Source organism: Streptomyces sp. NPDC051921 (assembly GCF_040680975.1).
In the GTDB taxonomy this organism is placed as follows: Bacteria; Actinomycetota; Actinomycetes; order Streptomycetales; family Streptomycetaceae; genus Streptomyces.
Map to the genome: position 1 here is coordinate 116323 of NZ_JBFAXU010000020.1, position 18256 is coordinate 134578.

Annotated in this window: 16 protein-coding genes; 5 read left to right on the forward strand and 11 right to left on the reverse strand. The window is 72.7% G+C overall.

Going from position 1 to position 18256, the window contains the following annotated elements:
• Nucleotides 1–79 precede the first annotated feature (79 nt).
• The 4 genes from AB0M16_RS25440 to AB0M16_RS25455 all read right to left on the reverse strand — a co-directional run bounded on the left by AB0M16_RS25440 (nt 80) and on the right by AB0M16_RS25455 (nt 4546).
• Nucleotides 80–832 carry an amino acid ABC transporter ATP-binding protein gene (locus AB0M16_RS25440; protein WP_365346793.1) on the reverse strand — a complete coding sequence of 251 codons (753 nt, stop codon included), beginning with the start codon at nt 830–832 and terminating at the stop codon, nt 80–82.
• Nucleotides 833–837: 5 nt separating this feature from the next.
• Nucleotides 838–1725 carry an amino acid ABC transporter permease gene (locus AB0M16_RS25445; RefSeq protein ID WP_365346676.1) on the reverse strand — a complete coding sequence of 296 codons (888 nt, stop codon included), beginning with the start codon at nt 1723–1725 and terminating at the stop codon, nt 838–840.
• Between the two features lie 134 nt (nt 1726–1859).
• A complete protein-coding gene (locus AB0M16_RS25450) occupies nt 1860–3692 on the reverse strand; it encodes an FAD/NAD(P)-binding protein (RefSeq protein WP_365346678.1) in 1833 nt (610 codons plus the stop codon).
• Nucleotides 3689–4546: an amino acid ABC transporter permease gene (locus AB0M16_RS25455; protein ID WP_365346680.1), complete on the reverse strand. Its 858-nt coding sequence runs from the start codon at nt 4544–4546 to the stop codon at nt 3689–3691. The genes AB0M16_RS25450 and AB0M16_RS25455 overlap by 4 nt, the downstream gene beginning before the upstream one ends.
• Nucleotides 4547–5022: 476 nt before the next feature.
• On the opposite strand from AB0M16_RS25455, the gene AB0M16_RS25460 reads away from it, so the two are divergent.
• A complete protein-coding gene (locus AB0M16_RS25460) occupies nt 5023–5502 on the forward strand; it encodes a GNAT family N-acetyltransferase (RefSeq protein ID WP_365346681.1) in 480 nt (159 codons plus the stop codon).
• Nucleotides 5499–6488 carry an ABC transporter substrate-binding protein gene (locus AB0M16_RS25465; RefSeq protein WP_365346683.1) on the forward strand — a complete coding sequence of 330 codons (990 nt, stop codon included), beginning with the start codon at nt 5499–5501 and terminating at the stop codon, nt 6486–6488. The genes AB0M16_RS25460 and AB0M16_RS25465 overlap by 4 nt, the downstream gene beginning before the upstream one ends.
• A 7-nt stretch (nt 6489–6495) precedes the next feature.
• Here AB0M16_RS25465 and AB0M16_RS25470 read toward each other — a convergent pair whose 3' ends face one another.
• Nucleotides 6496–7725 (reverse strand): DUF5685 family protein, encoded by a 1230-nt coding sequence (locus AB0M16_RS25470; protein WP_365346685.1) that lies wholly within the window; start codon nt 7723–7725, stop codon nt 6496–6498.
• Nucleotides 7726–8068: 343 nt separating this feature from the next.
• Between AB0M16_RS25470 and sepF the strand changes: the two genes are divergently transcribed.
• Complete coding sequence (sepF, locus tag AB0M16_RS25475) at nt 8069–8509, forward strand: cell division protein SepF (protein WP_365346687.1); 441 nt, start codon at nt 8069–8071, stop codon at nt 8507–8509.
• A 34-nt stretch (nt 8510–8543) separates the two neighbouring features.
• Here the strand turns inward: sepF and AB0M16_RS25480 are convergent, their stop codons facing one another.
• Entirely contained in the window at nt 8544–10376 is a 1833-nt protein-coding gene (locus AB0M16_RS25480; RefSeq protein WP_365346689.1) for an MFS transporter, read from the reverse strand.
• Between the two features lie 403 nt (nt 10377–10779).
• Between AB0M16_RS25480 and AB0M16_RS25485 the strand changes: the two genes are divergently transcribed.
• Nucleotides 10780–11793 carry a phosphatase PAP2 family protein gene (locus AB0M16_RS25485; RefSeq protein ID WP_365346691.1) on the forward strand — a complete coding sequence of 338 codons (1014 nt, stop codon included), beginning with the start codon at nt 10780–10782 and terminating at the stop codon, nt 11791–11793.
• 75 nt (nt 11794–11868) lie between these two features.
• Here AB0M16_RS25485 and AB0M16_RS25490 read toward each other — a convergent pair whose 3' ends face one another.
• Nucleotides 11869–12060: an I78 family peptidase inhibitor gene (locus AB0M16_RS25490; protein ID WP_365346693.1), complete on the reverse strand. Its 192-nt coding sequence runs from the start codon at nt 12058–12060 to the stop codon at nt 11869–11871.
• A gap of 319 nt (nt 12061–12379) precedes the next feature.
• Here AB0M16_RS25490 and ctaD point away from each other — a divergent pair, with 319 nt between their 5' ends.
• Complete coding sequence (ctaD, locus tag AB0M16_RS25495; RefSeq protein WP_365346695.1) at nt 12380–14092, forward strand: cytochrome c oxidase subunit I; 1713 nt, start codon at nt 12380–12382, stop codon at nt 14090–14092.
• Here ctaD and AB0M16_RS25500 read toward each other — a convergent pair.
• From AB0M16_RS25500 to AB0M16_RS25515, 4 genes are all read right to left on the reverse strand, one after another.
• Nucleotides 14031–15017 carry a YafY family protein gene (locus tag AB0M16_RS25500; protein WP_365346697.1) on the reverse strand — a complete coding sequence of 329 codons (987 nt, stop codon included), beginning with the start codon at nt 15015–15017 and terminating at the stop codon, nt 14031–14033. The two genes, ctaD and AB0M16_RS25500, sit on opposite strands and share 62 nt — an antisense overlap.
• Nucleotides 15018–15101: 84 nt before the next feature.
• Nucleotides 15102–16379 (reverse strand): glycosyltransferase, encoded by a 1278-nt coding sequence (locus tag AB0M16_RS25505; protein ID WP_365346699.1) that lies wholly within the window; start codon nt 16377–16379, stop codon nt 15102–15104.
• Between the two features lie 68 nt (nt 16380–16447).
• Entirely contained in the window at nt 16448–17731 is a 1284-nt protein-coding gene (locus tag AB0M16_RS25510; RefSeq protein WP_365346701.1) for an ABC transporter substrate-binding protein, read from the reverse strand.
• Entirely contained in the window at nt 17709–18206 is a 498-nt protein-coding gene (locus AB0M16_RS25515; RefSeq protein WP_365346703.1) for a hypothetical protein, read from the reverse strand. The genes AB0M16_RS25510 and AB0M16_RS25515 overlap by 23 nt, the downstream gene beginning before the upstream one ends.
• Nucleotides 18207–18256: the final 50 nt, after the last annotated feature.

An 18256-nucleotide genomic window follows, 5' to 3' on the forward strand; every position in this document is an offset into this window, starting at 1 on the left:
AGGTGGGAGCGCTGGTCCTGAGGTGGCGGGAGGACTGGTGGTGCCGGGAGGACCTGAGGTGGCGGGAGGGCCGGTGGGGTCAGAGGACCTTGGAGAGGAAGGCGCGGGTGCGTTCGTGGCGGGGGCTGTCCAGGACCTCGGCGGGCGGGCCCTGCTCGACGATCCGGCCCTCGTCCATGAAGACGACCGTGTCGGCGACCTCTCGCGCGAAGCCGATCTCGTGGGTGACCACGATCATGGTGGTGCCGCCGGCCGCCAGGTCCTTGATGACGTCGAGCACCTCGCCGACCAGCTCCGGGTCGAGTGCGGAGGTCGGCTCGTCGAAGAGCAGCAGCGCCGGTTCGAGGGCGAGCGCGCGGGCGATGGCGACCCGCTGCTGCTGCCCGCCGGACAGCTGCCGGGGGTAGTCACCGGCCTTGTCGGCGAGGCCGACCCGGTCGAGCAGTTTCAGGGCGGCGGCCTCGGCGGCCTTGCGGGGGCGCTTCAGGGCGGAGACCGGGGCCTCGACGATGTTCTCCAGGACCGTGAGGTGCGGGAAGAGGTGGAAGTTCTGGAAGACGAAGCCGATCCGGGTGCGCTGCTTGAGGACCTCGCGCTCGGGCAGCTCGTACAGCTTGTCGCCGGAGCGGCGGTAGCCGACGAGGGTGCCGTCGACGCTGACGGTGCCGCTGTCGACCTTCTCCAGGTGGTTGATGGTGCGCAGCAGGGTGGACTTGCCGGAGCCGGACGGGCCGAGGACGACGGTGACCTCGCCGGGCCGGACGTCGAGGTCGATGCCGCGCAGCACCCGGAGGTCCCCGAAGCTCTTGTGGACGGACCGGACTTCGACCATGGAGCTCATCGGGTGCTCCCCTTCGCGTAGTGACGTTCGACGTAGTGCTGGACGACGGAGAGCACCGTGGTGAGCAGGACGTACCAGACGGTGGCGACCATCAGGAGCGGGACGACCCGCCCGTTGCGGCCGTAGACGACCTGGACCTGGTAGAAGAGCTCGCCGATCGCCATGACGGAGACGATCGAGGTGCCCTTGAAGAGCGAGATGATCTCGTTGGCGGCGTTGGGCAGGATCGCGCGCATGGCCTGCGGCAGCACGATCCGCCGCAGCCGGCGCAGTCGCGGGATGCCGAGGGAGGCCGCCGCCTCCAGCTGACCGGTGTCCACGGCCAGGACGCCGCCGCGGACGATCTCCGCCGCGTAGGCGGCCTGGTGGAGGGCGAGGCCGAGGACGGCCGCGCTCATCGCGCCGACCAGGCCCATGGTGTCGAAGGCCCAGAAGCTCGGCCCGAAGGGGATGCCGAGGCTCAGCTCCTCGTACAGGTAGGCCAGGTTGAACCAGAACAGCAGCTGGACGATGAGCGGGATCGAGCGGAAGGCCCAGATGTAGCCGAAGGCGACCGCCTTCAGGAAGGGGCTCGCGGACAGGCGCATGAAGGCGAGCACGATCCCCAGGGCGAAGCCGAGGACGGTGCCGTAGAAGGTCAGCTGGAGGGTGACCCAGACCGCCTGGAGGACCGCGTCGGTGGCGAAGAAGCGGGCGAAGACGTCCCACTCCCAGCCGGGGTTGGTGACGAGACCGTGCAGGAACTGGGCGAGCACGACGGCGGTGGCGGCGACGGCGACCCAGCGCCAGGGACGGCGTACGGGCACGATCCTCAGGGCCGGCGGGTCGGTGACGGGGGTCTTCGCCCGCGCGAGGTCGACGGGCGGATCACTGGTCAGGGACATGGGGTACCTCGGAGACGGGAGTTCGGCACGGGGACGGGCGGTCGGGCGGGACAGGCGGACGGGCGGCCGGGCGACAGGCGGACGGGCGGCCGGGCAACGAACCGACGGACCGACGGACCGACGGACCGACAGGCTCAGGCGATCGCCGGCACGGACGCGGGGGCGGCCTCCGCCGGACAGGACAGGTCGCGCAGCAGCGCGAGCGCGGTGCGCGCGGTCCGGTCGTTCTGGCGGAAGGCGAAGCCGCCGGTACGGGGCCGGGTGAAGGCCGCGCCCGCCCGGGAGGTGGTGTGCGGGCCGAGCGCGAAGCGCCGCGGGTGCGGGCGTCCGTCGCGCCCGAGGACCCGGCCGTCGCCGGGGTCGACGGCGAGCAGCCCGGCGTCGGTGGCACGGGCGCCGTCCGCGTGCAGGGCGCGGAGCAGCGGGTCCGCGGTGTCCGCCACGGTGGGGTCGGGGAGCCGGGCCTCGACGAGGGCGCGGGCTTCGGTCCACTCCCCCGGCAGGCTCGACGAGGAGGCCCGGAAGACGCCGCGTTCCTCGTCGGTCTCGATCGTGACGTCGGCGCCGAGGAAGCGGACGATCCCGGCGTCGGAGAGGGCGAGCAGCTGCCGCAGCCGGGGGCCGGGCGGGCCGGAGGCGAGGTAGCTGAAGAAGCCGTGCCACCAGTTGCCGGGGTCGCCGATGTCGCCGAACCGCGCCAGCTGTCCGTAGACGGAGAGCAGGGCCTCGAAGACGGCCAGGTCGGTGCTGTACGCGGGGTCGTGACGGCGGGCCAGGTCATCGGCGATGTACCGGCGCAGGCCGTCCTGGAGAGCGTCGGAGGAGGCGTAGCGGAGCCCGGCGAGCGGGTGGTCGAGGGCGTCCGGGTCGAAGCGGTCGGCCGGGTCCGGTACGGCTCGGGCGACCAGGGCGTCCAGTTCCGGGCCGAGGGGGGCGGCGGCCGCGTAACGCTCCTCGAAGGCCTGCCGGGCGACGGCGGTGCGCTCCGGGTGGGCGGCGAAGAGCCGGTGGTAGTGGGCCCAGCCGAGCTCCTTGGCGACGAGCGGCCACAGGTCGCGCCGGAAGTCGACCGGCCGACCGGCGGCGAGCAGCGCGTCGACCTCGGCGGGTCCGAAGAAGCGCGGCAGCGGCGGGCGTTCGCCGGCGGTCTCGTAGCCGATCTTGGAGTGGTACGGGACTCCGCGCCGTGATCCGACGTGCAGCACGGGCTCCCGGCCGGACGGCACGTACACCAGCCGGTCGGCGTCCTCGGGGTGCTCCTCGTACCGACCGCCCCGCCCCTCGGTGAGCAGGACCGTCAGGTCGACGAAGGCGAGGCCGAAGCCGCGCACCAGGACGGGCTCGCCGGCCGGCAGGACCGACAGGTCGGAGTCGGCGGTGAACTCGGGCGGCAGGTGCACCAGGCCGTGCCGGGCGGCGAACTCGGCCGTCCCGCGCAGCCGGGCGTCGGGCCGGGCGTCGAGGTGGCCGAGGGCGAGGACCACGAGGTCGGCGGCGAGCGGTACGGCGTGCCCGTCGAGCCAGACCCGCTGCCGCCCGTCGCGCGGGCCGGTGACGCGCAGCGCGGTGGTGGGGTGCTCGTGCACGGTGACGGCGGCCGGCAGGTCGGCCCTGGCCCGCGCGTGCACCCAGCGCAGATAGGCGCCCTGCTGGGGGCGGCTGGGGAAGGCGCGGCCGTCGATGCCGGCCCACTCGGCGAGGCTGGGCCCGGGGCGTACGGGCCCGTCGATCCGGACGGTCTCGTCGGTGAACATGGTGACGTCCTCCGCCCGGGAGTTCATCCAGAGCAGCGGGGACTGGGCGGTGCGCCAGATGCGCCCGGGGCCGGCCGGGTGCGGGTCAACGAGGTGCACGTCGAGGGGCCGGTCGCCGTACAGCTCGGGCAGGTTGGCGGCGAGGCGTTCGAGGAAGCCGGTGCCTCGGGGCCCGGCGCCGACGACGACGATCGAGGGGCGTCCGGCGCTCATCGCGTGCCGCCCGTGCCGCGCGCGTAGTGCCGCTCGACGTAGTGCTGTCCGACGCTGAGGACGGAGGTGACCAGGACGTACCAGACGGTCGCGACCAGGAGCAGCGGGATGACCTGGTAGGTGCGGTGGTAGACGAGCTGCACGGAGTAGAGCAGGTCCTGGACGGCGATGACGGAGACGATCGAGGTGCCCTTGAGCGTGCCGATGAGCATGTTGCCGGCGGGCGGCACGATCGAGCGCATCGCCTGGGGCAGCACGATCCTGGTGAGCCGGCGCCGGCGGCCGAGTCCGAGGGACTGCGCGGCCTCGATCTGACCGCGGTCGACGGAGAGGACGCCGCCGCGGACGACCTCGGCGGCGTAGGCGCCCTCGTGGAGGGTGAGGCCGATGACGGCGACGGAGACGGGGCCGAGCAGGTCGACGGTGTGGATGCCGAGGACGGTCGGGTACAGGGCGCCGATGTTGAACCAGAACAGCAGCTGGACCAGGATCGGCGTGGACCGGAAGAACCACACGTAACCCCAGCTGACCGCGCGCAGCACGGGGTTGGCGGAGAGCCGGAGCACGGCCAGCGGGGTGCCGATGACGAAGCCGAGCACCATCACGACGGCGGTCAGCCACAGCGTGAGCCCGAGGCCGCGCAGGACGGCGGTGGACGTGAAGTAGGCGCCGACCACGTCCCATTGGAAGGCCTGGTTGGTGACGACGGAGTACAGCCCGAGGGCGACCAGGACGAGGACGGCGCCGGCGGCGGCCCACTGGCCGGTGCGACGGGCCGGGACGATCGGGAGCGCCGGTTCGGACGGGGTCGGGGCGGGCGCGGGGGCGGAGGCTTTGGCGAGGATCGCGGACATGGCGAAGGCTCCGTGGATTCCAGGGACGGATCGAACACGGGATGCGCCTTCAGCGCGCGGTGAGCCGCGGACCTCAGCCCCTCAGCTCGGTCCGCGCCTTCACGCTACGCGGAGCGCACGGCGGCCTGTCAAGTGCGTCCGGATGATGAGCCGTACGTCTCATCGTGGTTGACGCGGAAACGGATGCCTGTTCCACTTGGGCCATGCATCCGCAGCAGTGGCTGGTCACGCGCTCCCACATCGACTTCGGTCGTGTGTGGTCCTCTTCCTGTTGAGCCGACCCCCTGCTCCTCCCTGCCCGCGTGCTGTTCTCCGCGGCGCCTTCACCTGCGTACACCGGTCGAGTACCCGAGCCTGACGCCCCTCGCTCAGCGTTCCCTGCTCCCCTCCCCGCCCTTCTCCCTCCTTTGCTCTCCCCCTTCTTCGCCTTCTTCGCCTTCCTCTCCCGTTCCTCTCCTTCGTCCTGAAGGACCGTCATGACCTTCGCGTTGTCCGTGCACCGGACCACGACCACCGACCCCCTGGCACGCCCGCTCCTCGACGAGCTGGCGCACGAGTACACGACCCGCTACGGCTCGTCGGAGGACCTGAGCCGCTATCCGGCGGAGGAGTTCGCCCCTCCGCGCGGGGCGTTCCTGCTGCTCCTGGAGCAGGGGAGGCCCGTCGCGGGCGGCGCCTACCGCCGCTATGACGAGCACACCGCCGAACTGAAGAGGATCTGGACCCACTCCGGGCACCGCAGGCGCGGGCTCGCGCGCAGGGTCCTGACCGAACTGGAACGTGAGGCCGCCGAACGCGGCTACACCCGCGTCTACCTGACCACCGGTCCGCGCCAGCCCGAGGCCAAGGGCCTCTATCTGGCGACCGGATACCGCCCCCTCTTCGACGTCGCCGCGGACCCCGAGTCGATCGGACCGCTGCCGTTCGAGAAGCACCTGGAGACCCCGAGCCCATGAGCACCCCCCGTACGACGCCCCGCGCGACCACGCGCACGAAACGCCACACCGCCGCCTTCGGGCTGATCACGGCCGCGGCGCTGCTGCTCACCGCCTGCGGCTCGGGCGAGCCGGTGACGGCACCCGCCGGCGCGGCCGGGAAGGGGGGCGCGCAGGGCGCGCTCCCGACCGAGGACGTGGTCTCGGGCGTGCGGAAGAACGAGGCCGCGGCGAAGCTGTTGCCCGCCGACGTGCGGCAGCGCGGCACCCTGACCCTCGCCTCCTCCGTCGGCAGTCCGCCGAGCTCGGCCTATCTGCCCGACGGCCGGACCGTGGTCGGCCTGGACGCCGACTTCGCGCAGGCGGCGGCGAAGGCGCTCGGCCTGGACGTGAAGCGTGAGGTGGCCGGCTTCGAGGCGATCCTGCCGGCGCTCGGCAGCGGCAAGTACGACGTCGGTACGGGGAACTTCGGTGTGACCGAGGAGCGCCGCAGGACGATCGACTTCGTCACCTACGTCAACGACGGCCAGGGCTTCGCGGCCCGCTCGGACAGCACGCTCGCAGCGGTCACCGACCTCACCCAGCTGTGCGGCCTCAAGGTGGCCACCGGGGCGGGCACCACGTTCGAGCGCACCCTGGAGAAGAACAGGGACCGGTGCGCGGCGTCGGGCAGGAAGCCGTACGAGGTGAACGTCTTCAACGAGCCGGCGGCGGTCTGGATGTCGCTCCAGCAGGGCCGCAGCGACGTGGTGATGAGCACGATCAACGGCATCCGCTACGCGGTGACCCAGCAGCCGGGCACCAAGTTCCTCAACGAGTACCGCCGCCTCGACGTCGGCTTCGCCTTCAAGAAGGGCACGGCCCTGGCCCCCGCCTTCCAGGCCGCCGTGAACGGCCTGAAGGCGGACGGGACCTACGACCGCATCCTCAAGAAGTGGGGCGTGACGGCCTCGGGCATCGCCGAGTCCCGGATCTCACCGCCGGAGATCCCGGCACCCGTGAAGTGAAGCGGGGTCAGCACCCGTCGCAGGGGCAGCAGCAGTCGCAGCCCGAGCAGTCCGGACCGTCGCAGTTGTAGCAGCAGCCCTCGCGCTTCTTGCGGGACCAGGGGCCCTCGTACTCCTTGGCGCAGCAGATCTGGCAGGTGCAGCAGAGCCAGGTGAACATGGCGCAGCCGGCGAGGAAGCCACGGGGCTTCCTGGGCTGCTGCGGCCCGCCGGAGCCGAACTGCGGCGGCAGCCCGCCGGGCCCGCCCGGGCCGGCGGGGCCCGCGGGCCCGCCGCCGTAGGGGTTGCCGCCGCCGTGCGGGTTGTACGAGCCGTACGGACCGGGGGCACCGCCGCCGTACGGATTGCCCTGAGCGGGTCCCGGCGCCCCGTGCGCGCAGGTCGTCGTGCCGAAGGCGCGGTCGACGGAGGCGCGCAGTTCGTGGGCGAGGAGCACATGGGCGAGTCGGCGGTCGGCGAACTCGGCGTCCTTCAGCGCGAGGCGGATGCCGTGCAGCGCGTCGTCGGCGAGCCGGCGGGCCTCCTCGCGGGAGGTGCCGGTCGCGGTGAGCGGGTTCCAGGCGCCGACGGCGTCGTCGGCGGCCTGGTCCTCGACGGCGTCCAGGAGGTGGGCGAGGCGTCCGAAGAGGCGGCCGGCCTCGGCCAGGGGTTCGGCGTTGCCGGGGCGCCCGGCCAGGACCGCGGTGTGCGCGAAGGCCGCCGCGGTCGCCGTCTCGGTCGGTTCGGTGACGGCGAGCAGCGGGGTGCCGGGGCCCGCGAGGGCCTCGATGCCGGTCTGCCGGTCGACCGCGTCGACCAGGACGGCGGTGTCGAAGCCGAGCGCTCGGCCGGTGCGTGCGCCGGCCCGGTCCCAGGAGCGGGCGACCCGGCGGGCCGCGGCGGCGACCGGGCGCCGGGCCAACAGGCCGTCCCGGTCGGCGACGTGGTCGCGTATCTTCGCCGAGGCGAGCACCAGCGACACGGCGGCGGCGAGCCGCGCGCCTTCGCCGCGCGCGACCGGCGCGGTCCGCATGGCGCGGAGCGGGCAGGGTCCCGCGGTGCGGCGCCCGGCCTCGGTGGCGCCGGTCTGAGCCTCCGTCAGGACGGAGACGATCAGGCCGTCGTAGTTGGTGACGACCCGGGCGAGCTGCCCGTGGTCGGCGCGAAGTGCCAGGCAGAGGCCGCAGAGATGGGCCATCCACTCGGTCTTGAGCCCCTCGCTGAGGCGGTGCGTGCAGGGCCTGACGATTCCGAACACTGTGACTCCCCCGTACTTCGCGCCCTCGCCGCACGAGGTTCCGCGCGGCCGCGTCGGGCATCGTACCGAGGAGGCGCCGTGGGCATCAGTTCACCCGTACGCCGCCATCGTCACCCTTCCGGACCGACTTGCATATTTTATGTTCCACCTGTCGAGCCGACCCCCCGTCAGCCCCGGCATACCGCAGGATTCCTGACGAATCGCCAGATTTCGAGCCTCACGTTCTGCACCAGTACCGTCACGAATCCCCTGCGCGCCGACTATCCACTTGGCGCGCGATCCGCATCATGGACGACGATAGGGATTGCGGAACCACGAGTGACCGCGCTGAAAGGAGGCGTCCATGGGATCGGTGCGCAAGGCCAGTGCCTGGCTGGGACTCGTCGAGGACAACGACGAGCGTTACTACGACGACGAGTACGCCGACGGTGCCGAGAGCGGCGGCGGCGACGCCTGGGTGACGGACCCGCGGGTGCGGGTGGCGTCCGACACGGCGCACGAGCAGGGCCGTCGGATCGCGACCGTCTCCCCCGACGGGTTCCGGGACGCCCGGGGCATCGGCGAGCTGTTCCGGGACGGGGTCCCGGTGATCGTGAACCTGACCGCGATGGAGCCGAACGACGCCAAGCGCGTGGTCGACTTCGCCGCCGGCCTCGCCTTCGGTCTGCGCGGCTCGATCGAGCGGGTGGCGACCCGGGTCTTCCTGCTGACCCCGGCCGACACGCAGATCGTCAGCGGCGAGTCCGCGGGCCGCTCGCAGGACGGTTTCTTCAACCAGAGCTGAGGGCGGCGGGCCCCCGGCGCGGCCGGTGGTCCCGTCAGTGGCCGGGTCTGCCAGAGCCGGCCGTCTCGGCACGGCCCCGCGAGGCGGGGACCCGTACGGCATCCGCGGTCCCGCCCCCCGTCCGCGGCTTCCGGTCCTCGCCCGCCGTGCGCCACGACCGCCCCTCGTCGGCCGGCCCCGCGGCCTGCCCCGCACCCGCGAGCTCCGCGCGCGCGGGCGCCGCGTCCGCGAGCTGCCGGCCCTTCGGGACCGCGCCCCCGGTGGGCGCGTGCGCCTGTGCCGGCACGGCGGCCTCGACGTCCTCCCGGTCCTGTATCGCCGCGCAGTCCATGACGCGCGGCAGACGCAGGGCCATCAGCGCGCCGACCAGCAGCAGGCCCGCGCTCACGAACAGCGTCACGTGCAGACCGTTCACGAAGGCGTGCCGGGCGGCCGCGTGCAGGGCCGCGCCGGCGGTGCCGCCGAGCTGGTCGGCGACCTGGTAGGCCTCGCCGAGCGAGTTGGTGGCGGCCTTGGCGGCGCTCTCCGGCACCCCGGGCACCCCGCTCAGGCCGGGCGCGTACGCCGCGTTCATCACGCTGCCGAGCAGCGCGGTGCCCATGCCCGCGCCGAGCTGGTACGAGGTCTCGCCGATGGCCGCCGCCCCGCCCGCGCTCTCCGGCGGGGCCTCGCTCAGCATCGACTCGTACGCCGAGAAGAGTGTGGTCTGCAGCCCGAAGCCGAGCAGCACGAAGCCGACGGTGAGCAGCAGCGGCCGGTCGTGGTGCCCCATGAGGACGAGCAGCAGCACCGCCGCGGCGGTCAGCACGAAGCCCCAGCCGACCATCCGGCGCGGGCCGAGCCGGCGCAGGGTGTACGAGCCGGTGCCACCGGCGGCCATGGCCGCGAAGGTCAGCGGGAGCAGTCGGAGTCCGGTCTCCAGGGGGCTGAGGCCGAGCACCAGCTGGAGGTACTGGACGGCGATCAGCTGCAGGCCGACCAGGGCCAGCATGGCGAGCACGACGCAGCCGACCGAGGTGGTGAAGGCGGCCCGGGCGAAGAGCCTCATGTCGATCAGCGGGTGCGCCCGCCGCCTCTGACGCCGCACGAAGACGATCAGCAGCGCGGCGCCGAGCAGCAGCGGAGCGGCCGTGGCCGGGTCGAGCGGCGGATCGCCGGCGCCGAGCCGCTTGACGCCGAGGACGAGGCCGAGCACTCCGGCCGCGGCCATCAGCGCGCCGAGCACGTCCCAGGGGCCGTCGGAGCCGCCCCGCGACTCGGGCAGCAGCAGGCGGCCGAGGGGCAGGATCAGCGCCATCAGCGGGATGTTGATCAGGAAGACCGAGCCCCACCAGTAGTGCTCGACCAGGAATCCGCCGAGCACCGGTCCGGTCGCGGCACCGATGGCGGCGGTCGCGGTCCAGATGCCGATCGCGGTGGCCCGCTCGCGCCGGTCGGGGAAGACCGCGCGGAGGATGGAGAGCGTCGCCGGCATGATCATCGCGCCGCCGACGCCGAGCAGCGCGCGGGCGCCGATCAGGACCTCGGGGGCGGTGGCGAGCGCGGCGACCGCCGAGGCGACGCCGAACAGGGCGTAGCCGATCAGCAGCACCCGTCTGCGGCCGACGCGGTCACCGAGGGTGCCGAAGAGGATCAGGAGCGAGGCGCAGATCAGTGGGTAGGCGTCGACGATCCACAGCAGCGCGGTCGCGCTCGGGCGCAGGTCCTCGGTGAGGGAGGGGACGGCGACGTGCAGCACGGTCGCGTCGAGGGCGACGAGCAGCAGGCTGACGCAGAGGACGACGAGGACGACCCAGCGGTTGGCACCGCCGTCGGTTCCGCGGCCTTGGGGACGCGGCCGCGTTCCGGCCGTGATCGTCCGCGCCATGTACGTACCTCCCAGTGAAGCCCTCGCGCTCGGCGGGCACCGGCCGGGGAGCGGCCCCGGGGCGGCCCGGCATCGACGGGCGAGTGAGCCGTCAGCGTACGCGAGTTCAAGGCCCGAGCGCGTGGTGCAGCTCTCACCCCGGCGGGCCGCGGAGTGTGGCGTACGCCACTCGGGGCGGGCCGCGCGCCGGCCGCAATTCCCCTCGTGCGGCCGTTTGCGGAATTCTCCGGACGCTCAAACACCCTTCCGGAAACACCCCTCCGACAATAGGGCGGAAGGTCATCGGATTTTCCGACGGACGACGGGAACAAACGCGCGGCTGAGAGCAACTCCACATCACATCGTCATCACGAAGGCACCGGAACGACCGAGGTCGCTACTCACTCCCTGTAACGTCGATTGGGTGCGTACCGACATCTTTGCCCGGCTGGACCGGGAGCCGGAACCGCCGAAGATAGAGGTCCCGCGGATGACCCGCACGCGTCTCGCCCTCTTCGGCGGGACGTCGGCGTTCTACCTGGCCATCGTCGTCGCCGTACTGCTGTCGACCTGGCTGGTGGCCCTCGACTGGAAGATCATGCTCTTCCGGCCCTATCAGCAGTGGCCGGAGCTGCACGCCTTCCTCGACTACTACGTCGTCCTCGGCCAGCGCGGCCCCACGGCCGTGATGGTGGCGGCCTGGCTGGGCTGGCGCTCCTGGCGCCAGCACACCCTGCGCCCGCTGCTCTCCCTCGGCGCCGCACTGCTGTTGCTCAACGCGACGGTCGGCGCGGTGAAACTCGGACTCGGCCGGCTCGGCCCCCACTACGCGACGCAGGTCGGCTCCGCCGAGCTCTTCGCGGGCGGCGATATATTCCCGTCCGGGCACACCGCGAACGCGGTCGTGACCTGGGGAATCCTGGCCTATCTGGCGACCACGCCGAGGGCCCGCCGCTATCTGTCGGCCCTGTCGGCCGTGGTCGCGCTCGGCGTCGGCCTCACCACCGTCTACCTCGGTACGCACTGGCTCAGCGACGTGCTGCTCGGCTGGGCCGCCGGCCTGCTCATCCTGCTCGCGCTGCCCTGGTGCGAGCCGGTGATCGCGGTGGCGGAGGCCTGGATCCTGAGCCTGCGCGACCGGCTGCGCGAGCAGCTGCGGTCCCGCCGCCGGCTGGTGCCCTCGCTGCCCGTGGCGACCGGCGGTCCGCTGCCGGGGCTGTTCCCGCAGCGCCCGGCCGGGGCCGAGGAGTCGGTCCGGGAGGCCGTGGGTGCCGGCTCGGGCCGGTCCGCGGCCGGCCGGAGCGCGGGTCTGCCGACCCCGCCGCTGGCCGCCCCACGAGCCCACGCCGACCGTCACGCGGTGCGCTCGGAGCGCGGTCCGGCCGGTCCGGCCGGCAGCCGCCGCCCGCCGCACTCGCGGCCGGTGACCGGAGGCTGAGCCGCCGCAGGCGCACGGGAGGGCCCCGGCCGTGGGACCGGCCGGGGCCCTCCCGCGTGTCGTGCGGCCCGGTGTTCAGCCGAGCCAGACGCGGGTGACGACGCCTTCGTCGACCTCGAAGTTGATGCGCCCCTCCAGGTACTCCATGGTGATGATCGAGCCCGGCGGCAGGGACCGGACGACGCTCCAGCCCCGGATCCGGGCGAGCCGTTCCGCCTCGTCCTCGGCGAGTCCCACATACGTATCGGGTGCGTGTTCGGGTGTCATACAGCTCACGTTAGTCCCCTGCCGGTCACGCTTGTGTCACAGCTTCTCGACATATGTTTGACGCACCGCCGGCGCCTCGCAGCGAACGTTTCCAGCCGCTTCCCGGGGAATTCCCGGTCATCCGCACGAGGCCTTCGCACACCGCAGCCAAGGACTCGGGGAATTCCGCGGGGCCGTGTTCGGGGCGGAAATTCCCGGCTCCGCACCGCCCGCCCGGCATTCACGTTTTCCCCGCAACTCGCACACGACGTCCGCCGACCGGACGACCTGTCGGGGCGGCCTCCCCGGCCGCCCGTACGGGGAGCGACATCATCCGGGGATGGGTACCGAGACCGAGACCGCGGCCGTCGAATCGCCGCGGCAGCGGCATGGGCGGATCCTGATCGACTGGATCACCACGACCGACCACAAGAAGATCGGTCACCTGTACCTGGTGACCTCGTTCGTCTTCTTCCTGATCGCGGGAACGCTCGCGATGGTGATGCGGGCCGAGCTGGCCAGGCCGGGGCTCCAGCTGGTGTCGAACCAGGAGTTCAACCAGGCCTTCACCATCCACGGCACCATCATGCTGCTGCTCTTCGCCACCCCGACCTTCGCGGGCTTCGCCAACGAACTGGTGCCGCTCCAGATCGGCGCGCCCGACGTCGCGTTCCCGCGGCTCAACATGTTCTCGTACTGGCTGTTCCTCTTCGGCGGCCTGATGGTGGTCGGCTCCTTCCTCACCCCGACCGGCCCGGCCGCCTTCGGCTGGACCGCCTACGCCCCGCTCAACAGCCTGCTGCGGTCGCCCGGCGTCGGCATCGACCTGTGGATCATGGGGCTCGCGTTCTCCGGTTTCGGCACCATCCTCACCTCGGTGAACTTCCTGGCGACGATCATCGGGATGCGGGCGCCGGGCATGACGATGTTCCGGATGCCGATCTTCACCTGGAACGTCCTCTTCACCACCATCCTGGTGTTGATGGCCTTCCCGGTCCTCGCGGCGGCGCTGCTGGTCCTGGAGTCCGACCGGCGGCTCGGCTCGGTGGTCTTCCAGCCGCAGAACGGCGGCGCGCTGCTCTGGCAGCACCTGTTCTGGTTCTTCGGCCATCCCGAGGTCTACATCATCGCGCTGCCGTTCTTCGGCATCATCAGCGAGATCATCCCGGTCTTCTCCCGCAAGCCGATCTTCGGCTACGTGACCCTGATCGCCGCCACCATGACCATCACCGGCCTCTCGGTGGTGGTGTGGGCGCACCACATGTTCGCGACCGGGGCGGTGCTGCTGCCCTTCTTCTCGTTGCTGTCCTTCCTCATCGCGGTGCCGACCGGGGTGAAGTTCTTCAACTGGACCGGGACCATGCTGCGCGGTTCGCTGTCCTTCGAGACCCCGATGCTCTGGGCGGTCGGCTTCCTGGTGTCGTTCCTGTTCGGCGGGCTCACCGGGGTGATCCTGGCCTCGCCGCCGATGGACTTCGCCGTCACCGACTCGTACTTCGTGGTCGCGCACTTCCACTACACGGTCTTCGGCACCGTCGTCTTCGCGACCTTCGCCGGCTTCACCTTCTGGTGGCCGAAGTTCACCGGGCGGATGCTCGACGAGCGCCTCGGGAAGATCCACTTCTGGACCCTGTTCGTCGGCTTCCACACCACCTTCCTGGTGCAGCACTGGCTGGGCGCCGAGGGCATGCCGCGGCGGTACGCCGACTACCTGGAGAGCGACGGCTTCACCGCCCTCAACACGGTCTCGACGATCGGCGCCTTCCTGCTCGGCACGTCCACCCTGCCGTTCCTCTACAACGTGTGGCTGACCTGGCGGTACGGCGAGAAGGTCGAGGTCGACGACCCGTGGGGGTTCGGCCGCTCGCTGGAGTGGGCGACCTCCTGCCCGCCACCGCGGCACAACTTCGCGGTCGTGCCCCGGATCCGCTCCGAGTCCCCCGCCTTCGACCTGCACCACCCCGAGTTCGCCGCGTACGAACGGCTGCGGATCACGAGTCCGCCGCCGGAGCGCCGTCCGACCGGTCGAGGGCCCGGGACAACAGGTCCCTGAGCGCCCGCACCCGCTCGACCAGCTCCGGCGGGTCGAGCACCTCGAACTCGAAGCCGATCATCGACACGTGGATCACCATCAGGTCCAGACCGTGCGCCCCGGTCCGCAGCAGGCAGGAGTGCTCCCCCTCGCCCGTCAGCACCCCGTCGGCGGCGCCCACCGCCGCGGCGGCCTCCGCCAGCGGCACGTGCAGCCGGATCGTCGCCTCGGTGGGGTACGCGCCGGTCGACACGCCCTTCGCCACGTAGGCGGCCAGGTCCTCGGCGGGCGGCTCGCGGGGCGGGAAGCGGGGGCCGTGCGGCGGCGTCGGCACGATCCGGTCGACCCGGAAGGTCCGCCAGTCGGCCCGGTCGAGGTCCCAGGCGACCAGGTACCAGCGCCGCTCGCTGCACACCAGGCGGTGCGGCTCGACGGTCCTGCGGGTGGCGGCGCCGCCGTGGTCGCGGTACTCGAAGCGCAGCCGCTCCGCGTCCCGGCAGGCGTTCGCGAGTTCGGTCAGGACGGCCGGGTCGATCCGGTCGCGCGGGGTGCGCAGCATCGGCACGGTGAAGGCGTTGAGGGCGCTCACCCGGCGCCGCAGCCGCCCGGGCAGCACCTGCTCAAGCTTCGCGAGGGCGCGTACGGAGCTCTCGCCGATGCCCTCGACGCCCTGGCCCGCGGCGGACCGGAGCCCGACGGCGACCGCGACCGCCTCCTCGTCGTCGAGGAGCAGCGGCGGCAGTTCGGCACCGGCCCCGAGCTGGTAGCCGCCGCCGGTGCCGGGCGTGGCGTTGACCGGGTAGCCGAGTTCGCGGAGCCGGTCCACGTCGCGGCGCACGGTCCGCGGGGTCACTCCGAGCCTCTCGGCGAGGTCGGCCCCGGACCACTCGCGGTGGGCCTGGAGCAGCGAGAGCAGACGCAGGAGTCGTGCGGAGGTCTCCACCATGCGCCCGAGTCTGCCAGCCCTCGCGGACAGCTACGGTCCGCGATGCTCCCGGGCCTGCGGACCCGGAGGGCGGTCGGCGGGGGCTCAGCGGAAGCGGCGCACGATCCTGCCCGCCCGGGCCTTCGCGGCGTAGCCGGCGTCGAGGACCGCCCCGACCGCGCGGTGGACGGCGGCGCGGGCCCGGCCGTGGCTGCGCACCCGGGCGGCGCCGACGGCGGCGAGCTCGGTCCAGATGTCCTCGTGGCGGACGGCGATCCGGACGGGGTCGAAGCGCTCGGAGGCGACGAGGGCGGCCTTGGCCGCGCGGGCCCGGGCCTCGTCGTCGTTGATGAGCGCGAGCAGGGCGGCGGAGACCGCTGCCGTGTCGTCGACGGGGACGAGCCGCCCGTCGACGCCGTCCTCGATGATCTCGGCGGGTCCGTGCGGGCAGTCGGTGGCGACCACGGGCAGGCCGCAGCGCATCGCCTCGACGATGGTCATGCCGAAGGACTCGCGCCGGGAGGTGACGGCGGCCAGGGATCCCTTGGCCCACTCCGGCTCCATCGGGTGGGCGGTGCCCATGAGGAAGACGTGCTCTGCGAGCCCGCGCCGCTCGATCTGCCGGGCCAGCGTCTTCTTCAGGTTGTCGGCGGCGTCGCCCGTGCCGTAGATCCGCAGCTTCCAGTCGGGGCGCGCGGCGGCCACGTCCGCGAAGGCGTCGATCAGCAGGTCGTAGCGCTTGACCGGGGTGAGCCGGCCGGCCGCCACGACGACCTTCGCGGCGGGGTCGGCGGGCGGCACGCTCGGCGCGGGCACGCTGTTGGGCACGGCGTCGATCCGCACGCCGGGCAGGGCGAGCGCCCGGTAGGAGCGGGCGTCGGCCTCGGTGACGGTGGTGACGGCGTCCAGGAGGGCGTACTCGTGGGCGATGTCGCGGCGCAGCCGGTAGCTGTGCCCGTCGAGGATCAGGTGTTCCTGGCCGACGAGGACCGGTCCGCGCGGGGCCTGCCGGGCGAGCTGCACGTTCAGCCCGGGGCGGGTGGCGATGACGACGTCGGCCTCGACGGCGGCCAGGTGCGCGCCGATCCTGGCGTCGGTGAGGGCGCTGTACTGCTTCCAGCGCCCGTCGCCGCGCGGGAAGACCCGGGCGGGGCGGTGGAAGTCGGGGTGCTCGCCGTCGTAATCAGGGCTGTTCTTCCGGATGTCGACGAGGTGCCGCAGCGTCACGCCGTCCGGGACGCCGAGGATCGGCTGGTCGCGGTGGCGGAACACCGAGACGATCTCCACCTGGTGACGGGCCGCCAGCTCGGCGGCCAGCGTGAACGTCGTCCGGATGGTCCCGCCGATGTGGTAGCCGTTGTGGAGCAGGAAAGAGATGCGCATCGTGCCGCCGGTTCCCCCCGGTGAGGTGCGTGGTCGGGGCGACTGTACTGCCCCGGGCGGGGAGTTGTTCACGGCCGGTATCCCAGCTGGGGGACGGTGGCACAGTTCTTGTTCATGTCCCCCTGGGCGACCCAGCCCCGGCCGTCCTGCCAACGGGCCACGGACAGACAGGTGTGACGGGCCTTCGGGGGCTCGGCGAGGTGCTCGAAGCGGACGGGCAGGAGCAGCCCGCGGGCGGTGTACGGCTCCGCCCGGTTGACGAACTCCTCGACGCAGGCCCGGGTCGGGCCACCGGGCCGGCCGGCACAGGACTTCGCCGCGTCCGTGAACCACATGGCCGCCGCCCAGCCCTCCAACTGCCACTGGGAGAGCGGCCGGTTCCCCATCGCGGCCCGGAACTCCCGGACCGCCGGGAAGTCCCGGTCGTCGTAGTTGCGGCCGGCCCCGGTCACGTAGAGGGCAGCCCGGCAGCCGGGCGACTTCGCGTAGTCGCGGGGCACGGACGCGGACCAGTTCTGCACGTTGGTCACCTTGGCCGCGACGCGCACGCCCGAGGCCTCCATCGCCTCGCACAGCTGGGCGTTGCCGTGCGTGTCCATCGCGTCGAACACGACGTCGGCGTGTTGCGCGCGCAGATCGGCGGCCACCGCACGGAAGTTGGGCAGCACGAAGTCGACCTGCTCCTCGACGACCCGGTAGCCCTCGGTGCGCAGGCCCTCGGCGACCAGCCGGGCGTAGGCCGCGGAGGCGGCCTGGTTGTACGAGACGACGGCGGCCGTCCGGGCCCCCAGATGGGTCCTGAACCACCGGTACACCTCCGTGCCGCCGTACAGGACCCCGTCCCAGCCGGGCGTGCCGGTGCGCGGGGCGGAGCTGCCGTAGATCCCGTACAGGTGCGGATACGTGTCGTACGCCGGGGTGAGCGGCTGGCCGCCGATGTCGGGGACGCCGGCCTTCGCGACCAGCGGGGCGCCCGCGTAGTCCAGGGCGGTGGTGGCGACCAGTGCGAAGACCTTCCGCTCGTCGACCAGCTTGTGCACGCACGCGTTGTTGCCGATGCCGCTGCCGCCGTCGTCGCAGGTGACGACCTCGATCCGGCGCCCGTCGAGGCCGCCGCGGGCGTTGAGGGCGTCGAAGTAGGCGCGGGCGCCGTCGCGCGGACCGGTGAAGGTGTCCCCGCCGACCGGGCTGGTGGCACTGGTGATGATGCCGACGCGGAGCGGCTCACCGCCGGAGGGGTGGGCGGTGGGCCGCGTCTCGAAGGCGCGCTCCGGAAGCCGGCTGCCACAGCCCGCGACCAGGCCGGCGAGCAGCAGCGCCGCCAGGCACTCAGCAGCCCGGAACCGTCGCACCGCTCAGCTGGACCAGGCCGCAGAGGGTCGTCACGGACACCTTCCACGTGTCGTTCTGGAGCACCGACGTTCCCTTGGCGTCCGGCAGCGCCGGGTTGCCGCCGACCAGCAGGTCGTAGGTGACGTTGGCGTTCGTCGGCGAGGTGAACTCGACGCCCGTCACCTTGGCCGAGGTCATGGCGGCGTTCTTGTCGCCGGAGAAGGCCGCCAGCACGGGCGCCATCTGCTCGCCGTTCTCCAGGAGCTCGACCCGCTCGGCGGCCGGGGTCTTCGGGTCGAAGAAGGCCGTCCAGTTCTTGGTGATCTCCGCCTTGGCGGCGACCGGGTCCGCCGGCCGGTCCGTCGCGGCGGGTGCGGTGGTCTGGGTCCCCTGGTCGGAGGACGTGCCCCCGTCGTCCGAGCAGCTCGCCACGGCCGGAGTCAGCACCAGCACCGCGACGGCCGCGAGCGCGGCGACGCGTCTCTTGAGAACCATCTGGCTCACCACCGGATGTCCGTGCAGGCCGGGCGGCCTGATGATTCCAG